The organism is Streptomyces sp. NBC_00464 (assembly GCF_036013915.1).
GTDB lineage: Bacteria > Actinomycetota > Actinomycetes > Streptomycetales > Streptomycetaceae > Streptomyces.
This window is the reverse complement of the sequence record NZ_CP107899.1, coordinates 7,479,108-7,495,307: the sequence shown is the minus strand read 5'-3', so window position 1 is coordinate 7,495,307 and position 16,200 is coordinate 7,479,108. Positions and strand designations below refer to the sequence as shown.

The 16,200-nt window shown below is 69.8% G+C and carries 12 protein-coding genes; 4 read left to right on the top strand and 8 right to left on the bottom strand.

Translation table 11 applies throughout. The annotated features are described in order from the left end of the window. The first annotated feature begins 41 nt into the window (after window positions 1-41). Window positions 42-1,550, top strand: coding sequence for a DUF4246 domain-containing protein (locus tag OG912_RS33725; protein WP_327712604.1), 1,509 nt, complete (start codon window positions 42-44; stop codon window positions 1,548-1,550). Here OG912_RS33725 and OG912_RS33720 read toward each other — a convergent pair. From OG912_RS33720 to OG912_RS33695, 6 genes are all read right to left on the bottom strand, one after another. After that, entirely contained in the window at window positions 1,517-2,635 is a 1,119-nt protein-coding gene (locus OG912_RS33720; RefSeq protein ID WP_327712603.1) for a peptidase C39 family protein, read from the bottom strand. The two genes, OG912_RS33725 and OG912_RS33720, sit on opposite strands and share 34 nt — an antisense overlap. A 96-nt stretch (window positions 2,636-2,731) precedes the next feature. Next, the gene (locus OG912_RS33715; RefSeq protein WP_327712602.1) at window positions 2,732-4,834 is read right to left on the bottom strand and encodes an iron ABC transporter permease; all 2,103 of its coding nucleotides are present in this window, start codon (window positions 4,832-4,834) and stop codon (window positions 2,732-2,734) included. Then, entirely contained in the window at window positions 4,831-5,898 is a 1,068-nt protein-coding gene (locus tag OG912_RS33710) for an iron-siderophore ABC transporter substrate-binding protein (protein WP_326734678.1), read from the bottom strand. The genes OG912_RS33715 and OG912_RS33710 overlap by 4 nt, the downstream gene beginning before the upstream one ends. 126 nt (window positions 5,899-6,024) lie before the next feature. Further along, window positions 6,025-6,888, bottom strand: coding sequence for an ABC transporter ATP-binding protein (locus tag OG912_RS33705; RefSeq protein WP_327712601.1), 864 nt, complete (start codon window positions 6,886-6,888; stop codon window positions 6,025-6,027). A gap of 205 nt (window positions 6,889-7,093) precedes the next feature. After that, the gene (locus OG912_RS33700; protein ID WP_327712600.1) at window positions 7,094-7,933 is read right to left on the bottom strand and encodes a helix-turn-helix domain-containing protein; all 840 of its coding nucleotides are present in this window, start codon (window positions 7,931-7,933) and stop codon (window positions 7,094-7,096) included. 93 nt (window positions 7,934-8,026) lie between these two features. After that, window positions 8,027-8,632 (bottom strand): class I SAM-dependent methyltransferase, encoded by a 606-nt coding sequence (locus OG912_RS33695; protein ID WP_327712599.1) that lies wholly within the window; start codon window positions 8,630-8,632, stop codon window positions 8,027-8,029. Window positions 8,633-9,058: 426 nt separating this feature from the next. Between OG912_RS33695 and OG912_RS33690 the strand changes: the two genes are divergently transcribed. Beyond that, the gene (locus OG912_RS33690) at window positions 9,059-10,963 is read left to right on the top strand and encodes a family 20 glycosylhydrolase (RefSeq protein WP_327712598.1); all 1,905 of its coding nucleotides are present in this window, start codon (window positions 9,059-9,061) and stop codon (window positions 10,961-10,963) included. 147 nt (window positions 10,964-11,110) lie between these two features. Beyond that, entirely contained in the window at window positions 11,111-11,551 is a 441-nt protein-coding gene (locus tag OG912_RS33685; protein WP_327712597.1) for a hypothetical protein, read from the top strand. A gap of 49 nt (window positions 11,552-11,600) precedes the next feature. Here OG912_RS33685 and OG912_RS33680 read toward each other — a convergent pair whose 3' ends face one another. Together OG912_RS33680 and OG912_RS33675 are read right to left on the bottom strand one after the other, a co-directional pair. Further along, window positions 11,601-14,588, bottom strand: a complete 2,988-nt coding sequence (locus OG912_RS33680; RefSeq protein ID WP_327713605.1) for an ATP-binding protein — start codon at window positions 14,586-14,588, stop codon at window positions 11,601-11,603. Window positions 14,589-14,630: 42 nt separating this feature from the next. Continuing rightward, window positions 14,631-15,182 carry a hypothetical protein gene (locus OG912_RS33675; RefSeq protein WP_327712596.1) on the bottom strand — a complete coding sequence of 184 codons (552 nt, stop codon included), beginning with the start codon at window positions 15,180-15,182 and terminating at the stop codon, window positions 14,631-14,633. Window positions 15,183-15,481: 299 nt separating this feature from the next. On the opposite strand from OG912_RS33675, the gene OG912_RS33670 reads away from it, so the two are divergent. After that, entirely contained in the window at window positions 15,482-16,186 is a 705-nt protein-coding gene (locus OG912_RS33670; RefSeq protein ID WP_327712595.1) for a hypothetical protein, read from the top strand. The last annotated feature ends 14 nt before the right edge of the window (window positions 16,187-16,200 follow it).

Genomic DNA, 16,200 nt, shown 5'->3' with positions numbered 1-16,200 from the left:
TCGTTCCCGCCACCACACACCGACTCGGAGGACCAAGAGAATTGACCGCCCAGTCCGCCTTCCCGCTGCCCTTTCGCGCCACCCGCGCCATATCGTTCGCGACCCCCCGGACGCTGCGGGAACTGCAGATGATGCAGTGCAGCTCGCACATCCGGGCGAAGCCGGGGTGGTTCGACAAGATGAACGACGCCGACATCCTCGACAGGTGGACGCGGGAAGCGGTCGCCCAGGGGCTCACCGAAGCGCAGGTCCGCTTCGTCCTTGCCGAACTTGTGCATTACGCGACGCTGCGGGACGGGCGGACCGGCATCGAGGTCTCCGCCGTCGACGGGGTGTGGCAGTCGGACACACTGGTCGATGAAAAGCTCGGATCCCGGCTGCGCGAGGCGGTTCGGGTTCTGGAACAGGTCCCCGAAGCAGAACAGGACTGGCATCCCGGATCCGACGGCCAGGTATTGGATCTGGTCCATCCCTCACTGTTCTGTCTGGTGAGAGAGGTGAGCGGCGCGCCCGAGCGGGCTTGGCAGAACCCGACGAACCGCTACTCGACGTACGAATTCTCGGAGAAGTTCCAGTGGCTGCCCACCGACGTGGACGTCAGTACCGAGGGCGACGTCACCTTCCGTTCGTACGTCAACAACGTCCACCCCGAGACTCATCACGAACTGGCCTCCGTCCTGCCGGACTTGTTCGCGTGCCTGCGCCCTCTGTTCGAGAACGTACTCACCGATCTGCGCCATCCGCGGCCCCTGCGGATCGAGGCCGATCCCTACGGGTGGTACGACTCGGAGCCGGAGTATCCGGACCAGTCCTCCTACAGCGACAAGGGGGCCTACGAAGAGGCCCTCGACGCATGGGAGGAGGCTCAGGAGACCTGGTGGGAGAACCGCCGCCCGGCCATCCCGGACGCCCCGGTCTTCACCCCGCCCGAGCTGCCCGATCCATCCGCCCGGGTCGACCTGCGCGGCCGCCGTCTCCAGGTGATCGTCAAGCTCGCCACCATTCATCTCACTTCGGACGAGCCCGAATACCCCGGCGGCTCCTGGCATGTCGAGGGGATGCTGAACGAGCGGATCGTGTCGACCGGCATCTACTACTGGGACAGCGAGAACATCACCGAAAGCCGGCTGAGCTTCCGGGCAGCACTCGCTGACCCGCGCTACGAGCAGAACGACGACAACGGTCTGCGTGAGGTCTACGGTCTGGAGGACGAAGACGCCCTGAACCAGACGCTGGGATCGGCATCGACCCCGGCGGGCCGCTGCCTGGCATTCCCGAACATCCTGCAACACCGTGTCGAATCGTTCCGCCTCGCGGACCCCACCCGCCCGGGATCTCGCAAAATTCTCGCGTTCTTCCTCGTCGACCCGTCGGAGAAGATCGTTTCGACATCCGATGTGCCATCGCAACAACCATGGTCCGACACCTCGACGATGACGCTTGAACAGGCCAAGGGCTTTCGCGAACAGCTCATGCAGGAACGCAAGTTCTTCGTCGACGAGCACAACGAGCAGGTCTACGAACGAGAGTTCTCCCTCTGCGAGCACTGAACCACACCGTGCCGCTCCGGGCGGCCGATGGTCACGGCACCCCGGAAGCGGTCCGGTGAGAGCGTCGACATCGTGTCGAGCGACGCGTCGGGGACCGGCAGAAGGTGGGCATCGACCCAGGTGTCCCCCGTTGCCGCATTGGCCCACGGATCCTCGATCACGACAGCGCCTGGTACGAGCCCGTGGCAGAGCACCCAGTGCGGCACGTCGAACCCCTGCATGTCGGCGAGCGAGAGCAGGAGCAGCACGTGCTCCCGTCGGCCGATCGCGTCCCGGATCCGGGTCATGGAAAGGTGGCCCGGGTCGATCGGGACACCCATCCGTCCGGCGTCCGTACGCGACGCGAGCTGGAGCAGGGCACGCCACTCCTGTTCCTTCTCCGGGTGATGGTCGAGCAGGACGGGCCGTTCCGTGTCGAGGTGGACCTCGACGGGGGACGACGGCCAGGCCCGGCGCACGGCAACGCCCAGTCCGACCGGCTCGCATGCGAGGAAGTTGTTCGCGTCTCGCCACAGCGTCAGCTCCGCCCGGCGGTCGAGGGCCTCCCCCGGCAGCGTTCCCGCGTGCGCCTGCGCGACCAGGGCGGTGACGGCACCGCACGTGAAGTGCGTGGTCTGCCCGTAGTACGGGGGTTCGGCGACCACGCCGTCGCTCAGCCAGCGGACGTAACCGGAAACGGGTCCGTCCGCACCCTCCGACTGCGAGAGCGGAGGGCTCAGGGGGGCGAAGCCGGCGGCAGCGGCGTCCTCGGGGTCTGCCGTCCAGCCTTCCCACTTGACCTGCGCGAGCTCCCGGTCGCGTGCGAGTGCGACGACTGCCGCAATGGCTGCCTGCACATCGCCGACGGCATCGACGATCTTCAGATAGGCCGTGTTCGGGCGTGCCGTCACAAGCGCGGCAGCGGTCCACTCCTCACCGTCGTCACTCGCAACGGCAACGATGTGAGGGGCATGAACCGAGCGGTCGACCGCCTGCCAGCGCTCGGGCACCCGATGTCCTCCGAGCCGCCTCGACAAGGCCGGCGAATCATCGGGCACGAACGGGACGACGATGCTCTTCACTGGCGTTTCCTGCTGGGACGACATTCCAGTGCTCCTCGTGGGACGGAGAGGGAAGGGGGAAGGAGGACGGGCATTCACTCCCGGGTACGTCGCTGTGCGGAGACGGACCGCCGCCCGGTGTCACGCGCGGGACTGCCGGAGCACCCAGACGAAGTACGGGGCACCGACCAGGGCGATCATGAGGCCCGCCGGCACCTGGGACGGGGCGACGACGGTGCGGCCGAGGGCGTCGGCCACACAGACCAGCAGTCCGCCGAGCAGCATCGCGACCGGGATCGACCGCCCGTGCCGAGCACCCACCAGTGACCGGGCGAGGTGCGGGGCGACCAGACCCACGAAGCCGACGACGCCGACGGCGGCCACGCTGAGCGCCGCGAGCACCGCGGCGATCGCCAGTGCCGCGAAGCGTACGCGTACCGGCCTGATGCCGACGATGCGCGGGGTGTCCTCGTCGACGGCGAGCAGGTCCAGTCGGTTTCGCATGGCGAGCAGCACGGGGAGCGCGAGCGCCAGCGCCACCGCGACCGGTACGACGTCGGGGAACGTGCGCCCGTAGGTCGTACCGGAGAGCCAGGTGAAGATCCGGGGCGTGTTCCACGGGTCGGCGCGCAGCAGGAGGAAGGTGGTGATGGAACTGAGGCCGTACCCGCAGCCGATGCCGATCAGTACGAACCGGTCGGGCAGGAAGCCGCCGCGCCAGGACAGCAGGGCGATCAGCCCGAAGGTGGCGAGGCCCGTCACGACGGCGGCCACGATGAGCAGCGTACGACCGCCGGACAGCCCCGACGTGACGATGACCACGGCGCCGAGGCCGGAGCCGGCCGTGATGCCCAGCACGCCCGGCTCCGCCAGCGGATTGCGTACCGCGCCCTGTACGACGCAGCCGGCCAGTCCGAGTGCCGCGCCGGCGAGGATCGCGGCGACCACACGCGGGACCCGGTCGTCGAGGGCCTGTCCGATCAGGTCGGGGGCGGCGCCCCGGACCCAGAGCGTGATGTCGCCGGTCCGCAGCCAGAGGCTTCCGGCCAGGACGGCCACGACGGCCGCCACGAGCAGGAGCGCCACCGCGGCGAACAGGACGAGGAGGTACGCGCGGCGCGATCGTGCGGCGACCCGTGCGTGCGGTGGTTGGCGGAGATGGCCCGTGTCACGGAGACGCATCGCGAGGACCACGATCACGACGGAACCGAGCAGCGCGGTCGGCACGCCGGTGGGAATGGAGGCGGCCCCGTCCGCGCCCTGCACCGCACGCAGGGTCGCGTCCGCGAGCAGGATGAGCAGCGCGCCGAGCAGTCCGGCCGCGGGCACCAGGAAGAGGTGGCGGCGCAGCGCCCGGACCCGTCCCGCGATCAGCCGGGCGAACACGGGGGCGCCGAGGCCGACGAAGGCGATCGGGCCCGCGAGTGTCACTGCCGTGCCGGTCAGGACCACCGCGCAGATCACGGCGATCACACGGGTCGCCCGGATCGGCACGCCGAGGGTGGACGCGGCGTCGTCGCCGAGGTTCATCACGTCGAGTCGCCGGGACAGTGCCAGGGCGACGCACAGCACGACGGCCACGACCGGGAGGGCGCGTACCGATGCGTCGATGTTCATCTGGGCGAGCGAACCGCTCCCCCAGGCGAAGAGACCGGTGGTGTTCTCCTTGAACAGGATGAGGACCATCGCGGTCGCCGAGTCCAGGGCCATCGCTATCGCCGACCCGGCGAGGATGAGGCGGGTACCCGAGGTGCCCGCTGCCCGGCCCGCGAGGAGCAGCACGAGTGCCGCCGCGGCCAGGCCACCGGTGAACGCCACGGCGCCCGACGCCCAGAGGGGGACGGTGAGACCGAAGGCGGCGACGAGGGAGAGCGTGAAATAGGAGCCGGCCGTGACCGCGAGGGTGTCCGGGGAGGCGAGTGTGTTGTGTGTGACGGACTGCAGCAGCGTGCCGGCCGATCCGAGGGCGAATCCCACCGCCACACCCGCGAGCAGGCGCGGCAGACGCGAGCCGATGAGGATCTCACCGACCGGCGCTCCGCCGGCGTTCTCCCGTTCCCCGGTGAAGTACCTCACCAGGTCTCCGACGCCGACACCCGACGTTCCCTGTGTCAGGTGCCACATGCCCACCAGGACGGTCAGGACGGTCAGGACGGCCAGGACGGCCGCCCCGGTGGGACCGCTGCCGCGCTCGGTGCGCGGCAGCGTTTCCCTCCGGGGTGCCGATGTCTGAGAGGTGCTCACTTCTTGTCGAGTACGTCGACGAAGGCGTCGATCGCCTGCTCGCAGGAGCGCGGACCGCCTGCGCCCCACACCCCTGACGGGAACGCGTGCGCGCGGCCTTCCTTCACGGCCGGGATGGTCTTCCAGAGCGGGTTCTTCTCCAGCGCGGCGACGTACCCGCCGGCCCCGTCGTCATTGGCGTAGAAGAAGTTGGCGTCTCCCACCGCGGTGAGCCCCTCGACATCGGTCTGCGCGAGGCCGTAGGAGGGATCGACGCCGCCGTCGCCATGGGCCTTGTTGACGTCGTCGGTCCACACCGGCTTCATGCCGAGCTCTTCGCCGATCTGGGTGAACAGGGCGCCCTTGCCGTAGGGGCGGACGGTGAGGTTGCCTCCCTCCAGCCATCCGTCGAAGAACAGGAAGTCGTTCGTCGGCAGATCGGCGTCGGCGACCTGCTTCTTCGCCGTCGCGAGGTGGTCGTCGAACTCCTTGATCACCTGGTTGGCGCGCTCGGTGCGCCCCGTCGCCTTGCCGATCATGCTGAACACGTCCTGCATGTTCCCGATCGGGTCCTTCGGGTTCGCCCCCAGCGTGGCCATCACGGGCACGCCCCGCTTCTCCAGCTTCGCGATGGTCTCGTCGTCGGCCTTGAACGCCTCCACGACGATGAGGTCGGGCTTCGCCGCGTAGAGGGTGTCCAGGTCGGGCTCCTCACGGGTGCCGATGTCGGTCACGCCGCTGGGAAGCTTCTCCGCGCTGACCCAGGTGCTGTATCCCTTGGCGTCGGAGACCGCGGTGGGGGTGACGCACAGGGTCAGCGCGTCCTCGACCTGCTGCCATTCCAGGACCGCGATCCGCTTGGCGGGCTTGTCCAGCTTCACCTGCCGGCCGACGCCGTCCTTGAAGGAGACCGGCTTCGTCGAGGTGGTCGTGGTGTCCTCGGCGCAGCTCGCCGACGCGGGCGCCGCGCTGGCACTGCTGCCGGCGGCGTCGGTCTTGTCGACGGAGGTCGTGCCGCAAGCCGTTGCGGCGAGGGCTATGAGCCCCGCGGAGGCTGACGCCGCCAGGCGGTGGGCACGGTTCATGAACGATCCTCTTTCTTACGATGAGTTGCAGCGGCGCATGATGCACCGCCGCGACTGCAGGCGAGTGCGGTCCGGCCGTTCCGGACGGGGTGGGCCCAAGGTCCGAGAGGGGGTGGGCGCGGGGGTTCAGACGGGGTGGCGTCCGATCGGGTCGATACGGAGACGGCCCGTGCGGGGGTCGATGCCGACTTCGACACGGATGTCGTAGACCTCGCTGATGTTCTGCGCGGTGAGGACATCGGCGGGTGTTCCCACCGCGTGCACGTAACCGGAGCGCATCAGGACCAACGTGTCCGCGACGCGGGATGCGTGGTCGAGGTCGTGCAGCACGATCCCGACGGCGATCTTGTGCGTCTCGACGAGATCGCGCACCAGGTCGAGGGTCTCGATCTGGTAGCGCAGGTCCAGGTGGTTGGTCGGTTCGTCCAGCAGCACGACGCCGGTTTCCTGGGCCAGGCAGGCCGACAGCCATACCCGCTGCATCTCGCCGCCGGAGAGTTCCCCGACCGGCCGGTCTGACATGTCCCGTACGCCGGTGACGCCCATGGCGCGGTCGACGGCGCTCCGGTCCTCGGCCGTCAGCCCTGCGAAACCACGCCGGTACGGGTGGCGCCCGAAGGCCACGACCTCCTTGACCGTCAGCCCTTGGGGCGCGGGCCTCGACTGGGAGAACAGCGTGACCTCACGGGCGAATCGGCGGGCGCTGAGCAGTGCGGTGTCGCGCTCGTCCGCTGTGCCGGGGGCGCCGAGCGTCGTCCGGCCGCCGTCCACCCGGTGCAGTCGCGAGAGTGCACGCAATACCGTGGATTTGCCGCTGCCGTTGGGCCCCACCAGTGCGGTCGCACGGCCGGGTTCCAGGGCGAGCGAGACGCCGTGGACGACCGGCTTGCCGCCGTAGCTCAGCACCAGGTCGTGCCCGTTGAGCGCGGCCGCCGGCGCGGCGGGGTCTGCCACGGGGGCGGCGGCTTGCCGGAAGGGGCTTGTGAACATTGATGCGTCCGGAGTTTCGAAGGGGTGAGGACTGCGGCACCCTCCGTCCGGTCTTCACGAGCCGGACAGCGAACTCTCCCGCGTACGGGCAGCACCGTTCGCGGCAAGCAACAACTAAGGGTTACCTAACTCCGAGAAGGTTATATTCCGCTCGCCGTGTCGACAACCAGGTGTTCTGGACACGCGATACGGGATTCCGGACATTTCACGAGGCGATGTCGGGCGCCGCGTCGAAGAAGGCGCCCGGCGTCGTACCCATGACTCGGCGGAAAGCGGCGATGAAGGAACTGGGCTGCGCGTAGCCGAGCGTCTCGGAAACCGTCATCACATCGAAACCCTCGGCAAGGAGCATCAGGGCCCGATGGACCCGCAGCATCTGCCGCCACTGGGCGAAGGAGAGACCTGTCGCCTGGCGGAACGCGCGGGTGATCGTGCGTTCGCTGGTCCCCAGCAGCCGGGCCCAGTCCTCCAGTGAGCGGCCGTCGGCAGGATCGTCCAGCAGCGCTTCGGCCATCGCGTCGATCCGGGAATCACCCGGCAACTGCAAGGCGAACTGGCGCGGCGACGGCCGGATCACATCGAACACCACCGACTCGGCCCGCGCCCTGGCCGGTGCGTCGAGATCCGTGCGGGACAGGTGGGCAAGCAGCGACTCGAGCAAAGGCGTCATCTCGATCGCCTTCGGCTCCCCGAACGCGAACGGCGTCCGGTCAGGGGCGAAGAGGGCGTCGTGGAACTCCGCACCCGCCGTCGCCCGGCCACCGTGCACCACTCCCGCGGGCATCCACAGCCCGTTGCCCTCGAACACGGTGAAGATGCGGTCCCCCACGTGGGACGTCAGCGTTCCCCCGCGTACCCAGACGAGTTCGTGCAGAGGATGCGAGTGCGGCTCCCACTCCGTGGGAACGCGCGGAATCCGGAATCCGGCGCTGATGGCGAAGGGGGCCACTCCCTGGTCCGAAGCCGGCACGGCGCTGCGCACCACAGTGCCCGCCTCGCGCCGCCACATCCCGGGCATCGCTTCACCGCAGGACGATCGGACCATGCGGCCGAGTCTATCCCCGGCCCGTGATCCCTCCCCGGCCCGTGGCCCCGTGCCCGCCTGGCGGACGCGGCCGACAAGACGTCGCGTACACCCTCACCGGCGGTGGACAGTGACGGCATAACCGCCGCCGCCGTAGGGGTCGGCATCCCAGGTGGCGAACCGGTCGACGAGAGTGAGTCCGGCCGCGGCGCACCAGTCGTCGTAATCGGACAGCGTGAGGTTGGGCAGCACCGGCAGGTGGGCTTCGTCCAGACCGAAGCCTGCGACCAGCAGGCCGCCCGGACGCAGTGCCGCGGACAGGCGCTCCACCACCACGCTCTCGGTGCCGGGGGCGAGCAACGGGAAGATATTGCCCGCAGCGACGACAAGGTCGAAGCCCCCCGCGATGCCCAGCGAGTCCGGCTCGAACTCGGCCAGATCAACCTGGAACCACGGCAGTCCGGGCGCCTGCTTCCGCGCCACGGCCAGCATCGACGCGTCAAGATCCACCCCGACACAGTCGTACCCGAGTTCCGCGAGCCGGATCATGACGCGTCCGGTACCGCACCCGGCGTCCAGCACCCGCCCTCCGACGGGCACGAGAGCCGCACAGAACCGCGCCTCACCGTGCACGTTCTTGCCGCTGCGGGCCAGGGCCGCGAATCGTGCGGCGTAGTCCTCTCCGGAGGCTTTCCCGGCCAAATCCGACCAACGGCTCATGGGGCCAACTATAGGGGCCCGCACGACTGCGCGAAGAAGCGGCTGGAGTCGCAGCGCGGAAGGAGCAGCGAGTGCCGGACGTCAGGTTTCCCGGGAAGCCGCCCACCGCGTGAGCATGGACTCCCACGTCGGAGTGCTTGGACTTTTCGATGCCGGCACTCCGGCGCCCGAAGTCCCCACCTGCGCCTTCTGCCGTTCGTCCATGGCCGGGCGGCAGCAGTACCGATCGAGAGGTCTACACCTCTTGACCGTGCGAGGGCGCGCCGCAACCCTGTGGGCACCGCTCCTGGCACGTTCTCGAACGCTGCCTCCGCCTGTCGGTGAAGGCAACTCACGCCCCTTTCACGCCCATCCCCGGAGAGATCTGTGAATCAACGGAAACCGGCGCGTAGAACCATTCTGGGCAGCTTCCTGCTCATACCCATCGTGACCCTCACCGGTACCTCCCCCGCCGCCGCGAAGGTCAACACAGCACCTCCCGGCGTGGTGCCCGCGCTGCAGCAGTGGACCGGTGGCACCGGCAACCTCACCCTGACCTCGTCGAGCCGCGTCGTCGTCCCCCGCGGCGCGTCGGCGGCTCTGAAGGCGCTGGCGGTCCAGGTTGCCGCCGAGGCCGCCGAACTGACCTCGTTGCGGCTCACCACGACCACGGGAAACCCTCGCGCGGGCGACATCCTCCTGCGCATCGATCCCGCCGCCGACTTCGGCTCCGCGAAGAGCGAACTGCGCCCCGAGGCGTACCGCCTCACCGTGACCGGCCGCTCTGCCGAGATCGTCGGCGGAGGTCAGAAGGGTGCGTACTACGGCACCCGCACTCTCCTGCAGTCGGTCCTCGGGTCCGCCGACGGCAACAGCATCCCGGTCGGCACCGCCGTGGACTACCCCAACTACGCCGTACGCGGTTTCATGCTCGATGTCGGGCGACGGTACTTCACGCCCGAGTTCATCAAGTCCTATCTGCGCTGGATGGGCTGGCTGAAGCTCAACACCTTCCAACTGCACCTCAACGACAACGAGATCCAGGCACCGGACGGTGACTGGTCGCAGGCCGTGTCCGCGTTCCGGCTCAAGAGCAGCAATCCCGCCTTCGCCGGACTCGGCGCCGACCAGGGGTACACGCGGCAGGACTGGGATTCCTTCGAGGACACCGCCGCCGCGCATGGCGTCACCATCATCCCCGAGATCGATGCCCCTGCCCATGCGCGCGCCTTCGTCAGGTTCAAGCCCGAGATCGGGCTCGACGGTGGCAATTCCGACCACCTGGACCTGAGCAATCCGGCCGCCACCGAGTTCATGAAGAGTGTCTATGCCGAGTTCGCGCCGTGGTTCCGCGGGCCGACGGTGCACATCGGCATCGACGAGTATCCGGCGTCGCTGGTCTCGCAGTACAAGACGTACGTCAACGCCATCGCCCCGTACGTGCGGTCACTGGGCAAGAAGGTCAATGCCTGGGGAAGCTTCAGTGCCATGTCGGGCAGCGGAGCGGGCTACGACAAGAACATGGTGATCAACAGCTGGAACAACGGCTGGTACTCGCCCAAGGCCGCTGTCGCGGACGGCTACAAGGTCATCAACTCCAACGACGGCCTGCTCTACGTGGTCCCGTTCGCGAACTACTACCACGGCCAGGGGCTGGACGGGCAGTACATCTTCGACAGCTGGGAACCGCACGTCTTCGGCGAAACCAGTGATCTCACCTTCCAGGATCCGATGCTTCTCGGCGCCATGCCGGCCGTGTGGAACGACCTTGTCCGCGCCACGTACACCGAACTCCAGGTACACGGCCTGGTCGAGAAGAGCTTTGCCGCACTTGCCCAGAAGATGTGGTCCGGCACTCGCGGAGGCACCAACTACGCCGCGTTCCTGAACCGGGTGGGCACCGTCGGCCAGGGACCGGGAACCGCTTACCTTCCCGACACGCTCCCCAAGCCCGAGCCGACTCCCGGAGACCTCGCCTTCAACCGGGCGGCAACGGCCTCCTCGTCGGAGACGTCGAGCCTGGTGCCGTCGAACGCGGTGGACGGTATCCCCAGCACGCGCTGGGCGAGCCAGTACACCGACGGTCAGTGGCTGAGCGTCGACCTCGGCAGCCGTCAGCCGTTCTCGAAGGTCAACCTCGACTGGGAGCCGGCCTACGGCAAGGACTACGACATCCAGGTCTCCGACGACGGTACGACGTGGCGGACCGTGGCTCAGCGCCGCGGCCTGGCCACGGCCGGCGTCGACACGCTGACGTTCCCCGCCACCACGGCGCGCCATGTCCGCATGCAGGGCATCACCCGCGCCACCGGCTACGGCTACTCCCTCTACTCCTTCGAGGTCCTGGCCTGAGTCGCACGGCTCAACGGTGCACGGAGTCGCCGTTGAGCCGTGCCGGTGCCCCTTGCTCTCTCAGCGCGCTCGGCACAGCCGCCCCCGCACAGCGGGCTACGGGGCCCGGATGCGCGGGGTGGCGGCCGGGCAGGCTAGTTTGCTCGGATGAGTCTCCTTGATGATGTGGCCGAGCGCGACGGCTGGCGATGCTGGGTGTGTGACGAAGCGGTCGACCCCGACGAGTCGGTGAACGACCCGCGGGGCCCCAGCGTCGACAGCCGGACCGCCGACCGTAAGGCCAAGGTCGCCGAGCGGCTCGCGCACCGCGGATGCAACACCCGCAAGGGCGCGGTCAAGGTGACCATCGCCTGGCCGGACCACGTGTACGTGGTCGAACCCGCGCCGCTGATCACCGTGGCCGGGAGGCTGGAGCGCAAGGGGGGCCGCGAGATGGTGGGCCGTTGTCCGACCAGGCGGGACGCCCAGGAGGCGGCGGACTGGCTGGTGGACCGGTTCTCCCGACTGGTACCGGGGCTGCCCGTGACGGCCGACATCGAGCCGGGCGGCGGCCAGTTCCTCGTCATCTTGGCCGCCGGCCGCCGCTGACCCACACGGCGGCGCGCCTGGACGTGCCGCCCAGGGACGCTTCCCGGTGTCAGGAACGGGCCACCAGTGCGGCGAGCGCAGCGCGGGTGGCGACGTCGGTCTTGCGGAACACCCGGGAGAGGTGGGTCTCGACGGTACGCGGACTGAGGTAGAGCCTCGTGGCGATCGCCTGGTTGGTGAGCCCCTCGGCCACCAGCTCGGCGACCTCCCGTTCGCGTGCCGTCAAGGAGGCCAGCCACGGCGGGGCGGTGGCGGACGTGCAGGGTTCGGACGGCCGAGTCATCTCCGCCAGGCCGACCAGCAGGCCCGCGCCTCCGCCGGTGGCCAGCCGGTGGCCCTGCTCCCACATGGCCGCACCGCGTGCTCCGAGCCCGGCAGCCGTCATCACCGGGGCCGCAAGCAGCAGCGACCGCGCCTCCCAGAACGCCGCACCGGCCCGTGCGCACAGCGCCGCCGCCTCGGAGAGCAGCGTCGCCGCCCCGGCGGGGTCGCCACCGTGCAGTGCGAGCTGTGCCGCACTCCGCATCGCGGAGGCGCGCTGCACGGGCAGGCCGAGCTGCTCCGCCTCGTGGCGTGCCCGCTCGGCCCATGCGGACGCCGAGCCGACGTCGCCGGTGGCGAGGGCCGCCGTGACGAGAAGTTCCGACAGGAGGGGGCGCATCGAGGGTTGCAGGCCGCCCAGGTCGTCGCCGCCGGCCCGGAGGAGGGCGTCCCGGGCGCGGTGCGGATCGCCGCCGGTGAGCGCGGCGTAGCCGAGCATGCACCACGCCATGGAGGCCCGCCAGTTGTCGCTCGGCCCCATGGTCGCAACGGCCTCCTCGGCGGCCGCCAGTGCCTCCGGGTCACCGGGGGCGGACGCCGCGATGCGCACCTGGGCCTTGTTGGCCAGGACGAAGGCAAGGAGTTCGCTGCTGCCGATGCCCCGGGCGATGTCCTCGGCCTCGTCGGCGAGTTCGCAGGCCGACGGCAGTCGGCAGGTCTGGATGCGTACGTGTGCCTTGCACAGCAGCAGGAGCGGCAGGAGGTAGACCTGCCCGCTGCGCCGGGCAATCCCCAGGCCCCGGTCGGCGTGGCGCTCGGCATCGGCGAAGCGGCCGAGGAACGCCTCCGCCCAGCCCAGTCTGCCCAGCGGTTCACACAGCGCCGTGAGGTCGTCGTCGGGCAGACCGTCGAGCAACCCGGCCGCCTGCGCGGCGTACGCGCTCGCCGCGGGCACACCGCCCTCGTAGGCCTCGCCGAACGCCGCGACCGCCAGTGCCCCCGCCTCGCCGAGTTCGTTGCCGAGGGCGCGGGCATCCGCGAGGGTCCGTGCGACTTCGCCCCGCATCTGCGGATAGGAGACGTTGTGCGGTGCGGACGAGCTCAGTTCGAGACCGATCGACACCCGGTCGGACGGTGACAGTTCCGGCTGCCTGCTCAGCTCGCGGCGCAGGAGCGCGATCGCCTCGGGATATCTTCCGAGGTGCCGCTCCGTCAGGGCGCACAGCACGACCGCCGACGTCCTGACGCCGGTCTCGTCGGGACCGGCCGTGCTGATCACCTTGTGCAACAGGTCGCGGCTCTCCCGCAGCCCACCGGCGACACCGAGTGCGCGGGCGCGCCGCAGCATCAGATCGCGCCGCTCGGCCCCGCGCTCGACCGTGTCGGGCAGCAGCGTGAGTGCGGCCCGGAGCCAGTGTGCGCAGCTCGTGGGAGCCGTCGACGCGGTCTGCTCGGCCGCCTGCCTCAGTACGGCGTACGCCTGCGGGTCCCACGAGGTCACCGACCGTTCGATGTGCCGGGCCTGCTCGACGGCCGGTGCGCCGGTGCGGGACAGCTCGACGGCGGCGGCACGATGGATCTCGACGCGCCGCCGGGCGGCGGTGGACTCGTGGACCAGGGTCCGGATCACCGGGTGGCGGAGCATCATCCGGCCGCCCGGACCGGGCCGCACCAGGTCGCGTCGCGCCAGACTGTCCAGATCGTCGTCGAGCTCGGCATCGGTATGTCCGGTCGCCCTGCGGATCACCCGGGACATGGCGTGATCGCCCAGCACGGCGATCGCCTCCAGGGTCCGGTGCTGCGACGGGGTCAGCGGTGCCAGTTCGTTCATCAGCACCGCCCCGAGTCCGGTGGGCAGTTCGCCGAGGCTGTTCCCGGCGGAGGCCTGGGCGGAGGACGCACGACGCCGCGCGGCGTCCTCGCGGTGTGCGTGCAGGAGGGAGAGGAAGTAGAGCGGATTGCCCTCCCCTGCGGCGTACAGTTGCGCGGACCGTTCGCGCGGCAGATCGGGGGCGAGCCCTTCGATGCATTCCTCTTCCGCGAGCGGTGCCAGAGCGATTCGGAGCACCGCATCAGTGTCGGCTTCGCGGGTGAGCGCCGCGGTGAGTGCGGTCGGAGTCTGCCGGTCGCGGCGGGCGACGACGAGAACGACCGGGCCGGGTACGGGATGCCGGACGAGATGGTCCAGGAGCTCCAGTGACGCCGGGTCCGCCCAGTGCACGTCGTCCAGTGCCACCACCAGGCCGCCGGCCCGGCCGAGCTGTGCCAACCGGGCAGCCACCGACCGATGGAGACCGAAGCGGTCGGCGGCGGGCTGCACCGGTCCGGGGGACGGCTCGGCGGCCCGGCCGCCGCGGATACGGGAGACCGCGTCCAGCAGGCCGGGCGCATGCGGCGGGCCGTCGGCCAGATCGGCGAACGCGTCGGCGAACGGATGGAAGGGGAGGTGCCGCTCGTACTCGGCCGCCCGGCCGCGCAGCACGGTCACCCCGCGTCGCCGTGCCCGCAGGCAGAACTCCGCCATCAACCGGCTCTTGCCGATCCCTGCCGCGCCGGTGATGTCGACGAAGGGCGGCGCCCCATGACCCAGTCGGTCGATCACCGTGTCGAGCAGACCCAGTTCGGCCGTGCGGCCGACGAGGGGGCTCCCGCTTCCGTGATGCCCGGCAGCATCCTCCGATGCTCCCCCGCGTGCGATCTCTCCACCTAACTCCACGGCATTGTCTACCACGTTGAGCGTACGGCTGTTCGGGAGTCGCGCACACGCCGCGTCCATCACCTCCGCCGAACATGCGGGGTCCTGCATCGCCCCGCCCCGTCAGCCGAACAGGGCCAGGGCGATCGAGACGAGGACGCCCACCACGACGCCGAGGACGAGGGCGGCGAGCTCGGCGACGATGAAGACGAAGACGTAGTCACCGTGGTGGCGCCACGTGGCATCCCGCGCGCAGGCGCGGAACGACAGCGACAGGGCGAGGAACGGGGCGAGGATGACGCCGGTGACGGTGACCCACGTACCCAGCGCGTAGCCCGACAGCTCGTGGGCTCTGCCTCGCGCCATCCGCACCTCAACGGTGCTGCCGGGCTCGTGCGGCCCGGCGGCCTTGTCCAGCGTGACCTGGCGCCGGGGCTCCCCCGCCGCACGAGGCTCGTACGTGCCTCGGCAGTTGGTGCCGACCTGGCTTCCCTGCGCGTCAGTGGCCTCGTAGCAGGAAGTGATCGTCATGACGCCGTCCACGGGGCCGAGCCCCAGGACGGCCGCCAGGTGGGCTGCCGGGAAGAGCCAGATCAACCACCCCGCGACAGCGAGACTCAGCACCGCTCCGGTCAGGCCCACTCTCCGCTGCCATGTCCCTGCCGCTCGCGCCACACCGCCTGCCCTCCTCGAAGGCGGCCGTCACACAGACCACCTGTGCTGGGTTCGGCTCCCCGACCGAAACGACCCTCCCACCCGTTACGGGTGCCGCGAGTCCGTGGTTTCCCTGACGTGCGCTACGTAATTCAGAGCGTGTGCGGTCGTCCGCCCACCCTTTACGTAGCGAAGTACGTGGTTCCACCGACGCAGGGCGGCAGCGGCTCCTGCGAGCATCGGCCCTCGTGCCGCGGTGCAGCAACGCGCCGTCGCTGTCGGCATGCGGATGATTCGCCCATCAATCAGGAGGTGCTCTCGTGTCACACCGCGTCCCCGTCTCCCCCATGCTCGGAGTGGTCCTGGCGCTGTCCCTCGCCGGCTGCGGATCCACGGCGGACAAGGACCCGGCCGTCCCGGGCTCGACGTCTGCGGGCAGTGCACCGGAGGGGCGTGCGGCCGACGAGGGCGCGTCCGGGGACTGCCCCGACAAGCACGCGGTGACCGTGCAGGACGACAAGTTCGGGGGGACGGCGGACATCGATCTGTGTGCGCGTCCCGAAGTGCATCGCACAGCCGTCCGCGCGGCCTGGGTCAGCGTCTACAGCCACCCCACCGTGAGCCCGCCCCTCAACATCATGCCGGTCTCCTGCACGGGCGAGTCCGAGGAGAGCTGCAAGGTGATCAAGGTCGGTGATCGCGAACTGTGCAACCAGGCAAAGCCCGACTGCCACCCGCAACGTGGCGAAGAGGTCCCCGTGCTCTGTTCCTCCGTGGACAGGCTGAACTCCGACAGGCTGTACTACGGCGTACTCCTCGACAGCAAGCGCCTGCTGGCCATGGGGACGGATCACGACCGCAGCTACACCAAGGTCTTCACCGACAAGGGAGACATCTCCGTGGGCTATGTGGATGCCCGGCACATGGAGAAGGTGCAGGGCGAACTGCCCGCCTGTGACGGCACTCTGCTCCACGGCTCGGGAGCGCGCACGCTCGGGCAGATACAGGGTCTTCCCCTCGACTGATCCCTCGCTCCTCC

Excerpts from the sequence above, each read along its gene's own strand:
- OG912_RS33720 (WP_327712603.1), bottom strand. The coding sequence starts at position 2,635 with ATGTCGTCCCAGCAGGAAACGCCAGTGAAGAGCATCGTCGTCCCGTTC.
- OG912_RS33710 (WP_326734678.1), bottom strand. The coding sequence starts at position 5,898 with ATGAACCGTGCCCACCGCCTGGCGGCGTCAGCCTCCGCGGGGCTCATA.
- OG912_RS33705 (WP_327712601.1), bottom strand. The coding sequence starts at position 6,888 with ATGTTCACAAGCCCCTTCCGGCAAGCCGCCGCCCCCGTGGCAGACCCC.
- OG912_RS33700 (WP_327712600.1), bottom strand. The coding sequence starts at position 7,933 with ATGGTCCGATCGTCCTGCGGTGAAGCGATGCCCGGGATGTGGCGGCGC.
- OG912_RS33695 (WP_327712599.1), bottom strand. The coding sequence starts at position 8,632 with ATGAGCCGTTGGTCGGATTTGGCCGGGAAAGCCTCCGGAGAGGACTAC.
- OG912_RS33685 (WP_327712597.1), top strand. The coding sequence starts at position 11,111 with ATGAGTCTCCTTGATGATGTGGCCGAGCGCGACGGCTGGCGATGCTGG.
- OG912_RS33680 (WP_327713605.1), bottom strand. The coding sequence starts at position 14,588 with ATGGACGCGGCGTGTGCGCGACTCCCGAACAGCCGTACGCTCAACGTG.